The organism is Candidatus Borreliella tachyglossi, from assembly GCF_003076595.1.
GTDB classification, from domain to species: domain Bacteria; phylum Spirochaetota; class Spirochaetia; order Borreliales; family Borreliaceae; genus Borrelia; species Borrelia tachyglossi.
The window spans coordinates 1-4,393 of record NZ_CP025785.1 but is presented as its reverse complement, the minus strand read 5'-3'; the positions used below and the strand labels follow the sequence as shown (position 1 = coordinate 4,393).

Here is a 4,393-nt window from a genome sequence, read left to right as displayed (position 1 = left end):
TTACGATTGGGCTTCCTTTATTAGATGTTTATTGAAATCTAGAAGTTCCAGTAATTTATCTTTGTTCTCAGATCTAATTTCACTCAAGACTCTAAGTATGGGTTCTGTTTTTGAGACTCTCATCCATAAACTTGCAATTATTTCGTTGCTTTTATTTTTAAGCAAAACCCTAAGACCTCCTGACGAGTTTTCGGTTCTAGTTTGGTTTTGATTAATTCCGTCGTAATTAATGATTTCATAATTAACTATTAGCAATTTTTGAAAGAGTTGATTGTTATTTTTTATTTCTTTTTTTAATAATTTTTCATAATTAGTTTTTAGTATTCCCTGATTTTCTACTTTAATTTTTATCATAGCCTTTGTGGATGATGCGTCTATATTACTATAAAAACTTATTGTATTTAATACATCTTCTAGATTGTAGTTTTCTTTGTATTGATTGCTAGATAATTCGCACCATGTTTTGTACAGATCTTTTATTCTAAGTAATTTTATTATGCTAAAAATCGTTGTTAGGGGATCTCTTACTTTTGAAGGATATGTAATATTTCCCCCATTAGACCCTTCACCTAAAATTTTCACTATTAAACCTTTTTTTCTTAAAATATCCGCCATTTCCGTTAAGTTAGCCTCACCAACTTCAACTCTGTGAACTTCTGTATTAAATAAACTTGCTATTTTTTCAATATTTAATGAGGTTGCGTCATTTACCACAATTGCCAAGTTGCTTTTAACTCCAGTATAGTAAAGATAACTAAGCTCTGATAGTACCGAGAGAGCAAATAGCTGTTGTGATTCAATAATGTTTGCTTTTTCTTTAATTTTATTAATGAATACCAAATTCCCTCTATCCCCGTCACAGTCAGGGACATAGCCTAGTTGAAAAGAATTATCTTTCTTATATTTTTTTTCTAGTATATGCTTACACATGTTTAAAGAATCGCCTGCAGGAGTCATTCCATGCTTAAAGGATCCAATTTGTGTGTTATGAAGTTCTAATTTTAATCCTAAAGATTCAATTATTTCTTTATCTATTGAATTAATTCGGGAGCTACCATTCATTTCGCCTATTATTCCTATGGGATTTTTTTTGGTGTTTTCTTTTAAAGATTCAATAATTTCCTTGCTACATTTATCTGTGTATATTATTTCTTGCATTAATGATTTATATGCGTTATAGGAATTTGTCTTATTGTGTGCCTTTGCTTTGATAGTTGCTTCGTATTGTTTTAGATGTGGATCATTTATATGAAAGTTTATTAAATTTTCTATTAGGAATTTTATTAAATTTTCGTTTTCAATATTTGATTTAAGTTGAATTATTATTTTATTTATTTCTTTTGCATTTAGTACGCCTCCATCATCTAAGCCAATTTTAAATCCGTTGTATCCTTGAGGATTATGGCTGGCAGAAATATATATGAATCCTTTTGAGTTTGCACTACTCTTTGTATAAGCTAAAATTTCTGGTATTGGAAGTATTTCAAAAAAGTTGATATTATTGTTATTAAGTATTAGTGTTTGAATTACTATTTTTGAGATAATGTTTCCAGTTACTCTTGAGTCTAGTCCTATATTAATATACTTTTTTGGTTTATCTTTAAAATAATTTGATATTGTAAATGTTATTATCGCAATTAATATTTTATCGTCATCATTTATTTCAGAGTCTATTGAATTTTCATCTTTTGATTTTGCAAATATTTTTCTAAATCCCGAAGGAGAGAGAAGCATTTCATTAAAAGCATTCCTTAAATTTATCATGTTTAGTCTATAATGTTTTAACATAAGTTCCTTTTAATAGTTTATTTTTATATTCTAATTTTATAATTATATTATAGTATAAGGTACTAAGATATATAATGTGTTAGTAGGAATAGCTGTTGTTTGCTTTTGACTTAAATGGAGTTCTTTTACTTTATGAACAAAGTGATAGATGAGGAATTTTCTAAGAAGATGCTTGATGCGCTTAATATGCACAAGCTCAAAACTGTAAGCGTATGTGTTAAGAGTTTTCCGGATGAAAGTCGTAAAAATATTTTTAATCTTGCTGGGGATATTGATACATTTAAGTTTAAAAAAGGTCTTGTTAAGAATAATTTAAAAAAGTATATTTATGATTTTTCAAATTATTTGCGTTCAGAAGATGATTTTTATATTTTTACTGGTGCCGAATTAGAAAGTTTAGGATTAGTTTTGTATCCCTATCTTTCGTTTGGTATTTTGAATGGAGGATTTGCGACTAGTTATGTTGATTTAATAAAAAATAATAATTTTAACAAGGAATTATATCTTTTATATGAGGATAAAATACTTGAAGCCAAGGAGTCTTTCGAAAGTTTACCAAAAGGGATAACACCTGCATATATTAACAAAAATGGTAGTTATGGATTTTCATTCTTAGCGTTGAAAATTCGACATCTTTTAATGCTTTCTAAGAGATGTGCAGATCTTTATGGTAAAATTATAAAGCCTTCAATTTTTCAGATGACGAGTTTTAGTACGAATGAAATTATTTCTAATTTTTTAGATGGTATTTTTGTCGAGGATGTAATTAAAAATTTGAATTATTGTGGCTTAAAAAAAGAAGATATTCTTACAGCTGTTCAGCCTTTAGTGTATTGCTATAGGAAACTATCTGATGGTCAATATGAGTATTTTACTTATAAGAAAGACAATAAAAAAAATATTTTGGCTCTACCTGCTGGGCATGGTCAAAATTTTAGAGTACTAAGAGATATTTATTTTAAACTCTATGAATCTGGAAAAAGATTCGTGTATATTGGCAATGTTGATAATATTGGTTTCACTGTTAACTTAAAGGCTCTTGCCGTAATGGCCATAACGAACAGTTCTTCTGGTTTTGAATTTAGTGTTAAAACTGCACTAGATATGAAAGGAGGTGTTTTGGTCATAGATGAGGATGATGACTTAACATGCGTTGATATTGGTGGGGCTATTTCTAAAGAAGCTGTGATAAAAGCTGAATGTAGAGGAGATAAGATTTTATTTAATTGTGCTACTGGTCTTTTTGATTTAGAATATTTAATAATGAATATCGATAGAATAATATCAGAGATACCCGTAAGAATGATTGAACAAGATAAGGAGATCGGTAAATATACTGCAATTGAACAAATAACTTGGGAAGTTCTAAAGATAGTAGACAATCCGTTGATTTTTAGGGTTAATAGAGGGGATAGATTTCTTCCTGCAAAGTTGTTTATTGAGATGCTAATTACTAGTAATTATCTAAATGATAAATTTCTAGGCGATAGTACTCAGATTGCTGATTATTTAAATAAATCCCTTAATAAGCTGTTGCAGAATGATTATGGATTGGTGTCTAAGGGCGGTAATTGGGGTGTTTAAGTTTTCATTAGGGATCTTATTTTTTTTAAATTTATATTTATTAGTAGCTGTTCCTGAAATAGAATATGAATATTTCGAAAAGGATAAGTCTGATCTTATCAATATTGAGCAATTTTTAGGGAAAGTTGATTTTAAAAATATTCTAAAGGATCGTCGTTTGTTTGTTGGGATTAGGAATGTTGCAAATCCTAGTGCTGTACAAAAACTTAGTAGTGATAAGCTTGATAAAATAGGCAAGATAAATCCAATAGGAATTATTTTATTTAGAGAAAATTTCAAAGATGCTGAGCAAACTAAGGAGTTGATTGAAGGATTAAGGAAGTATCTTGGTTCTGATATTTTTATTGCTGTTGATGAAGAGGGAGGAATAGTTAATAGAGTCAGTGAAAATAAAAAGTTAGGTGTGTATCATTTCCCCGCTATGGAGTATGTTGGTAGGACTGATGATGTGCATTTGGCATATAAAATTGGTGAAGTTCTTGGTAAGCAACTCAGACGACTTGGCGTCAATTTAAATATGGCACCGGTAGCTGATGCTAAACTTTTTCCTGATAGCCCTTTGGGTAGCAGGACTTTTGGGTATTTAGCCTATAATATTGGTCTTATGGTGGAGGCATTTATTGATGGGATACAGGAGCAAGGTGTTTTTGCAATAGTCAAACACTTTCCTGGACTTGGAGGCACTAAAGCGGATACACATAAAGAATTGGCCTTGCTACCTTATAGTAAAAATTTTTTAATGATAAATAATTTTGTGTCGTTTATTTTTGGCAAAGACGCAAAATTTATTATGCTTGGGCATGTGATTGCTCCTAAAATTTCAAGAGATATAAGTAGTATGTCAAGAGATATTGTGGATATTATAAGGAATAACTTAAATATTAATGGTATTATAATAACAGATGCATATGATATGGGAGCAATTGTGAATAATTTTAGTTTAGAGGATGCAATTAGAAAATCTTTAAATTCAGGTATTGATGTTGTTCTTATTCCAGAAGGCTTTGAGGGTAAATTTTAA

Annotated in this window: 3 protein-coding genes; 2 read left to right on the top strand and 1 reads right to left on the bottom strand. The window is 29.5% G+C overall.

Features of this window, described 5'->3' with window-relative positions; translation table 11 throughout:
* Window positions 1-1,788, bottom strand: coding sequence for a phosphoglucomutase (locus CR532_RS00015; RefSeq protein ID WP_108728809.1), 1,788 nt, complete (start codon window positions 1,786-1,788; stop codon window positions 1-3).
* Window positions 1,789-1,920: 132 nt separating this feature from the next.
* On the opposite strand from CR532_RS00015, the gene CR532_RS00010 reads away from it, so the two are divergent.
* Entirely contained in the window at window positions 1,921-3,372 is a 1,452-nt protein-coding gene (locus CR532_RS00010) for a UTP--glucose-1-phosphate uridylyltransferase (protein ID WP_108728808.1), read from the top strand.
* Entirely contained in the window at window positions 3,335-4,393 is a 1,059-nt protein-coding gene (locus CR532_RS00005) for a glycoside hydrolase family 3 N-terminal domain-containing protein (protein ID WP_108729589.1), read from the top strand. Before CR532_RS00010 ends, CR532_RS00005 begins: the two co-directional genes overlap by 38 nt.

What these genes read in the sequence shown, in the direction of transcription:
- CR532_RS00015 (WP_108728809.1), bottom strand. Translation starts at nt 1,788, where the DNA reads ATGTTAAAACATTATAGACTAAACATGATAAATTTAAGGAATGCTTTT.
- CR532_RS00010 (WP_108728808.1), top strand. Translation starts at nt 1,921, where the DNA reads ATGAACAAAGTGATAGATGAGGAATTTTCTAAGAAGATGCTTGATGCG.
- CR532_RS00005 (WP_108729589.1), top strand. Translation starts at nt 3,335, where the DNA reads ATGGATTGGTGTCTAAGGGCGGTAATTGGGGTGTTTAAGTTTTCATTA.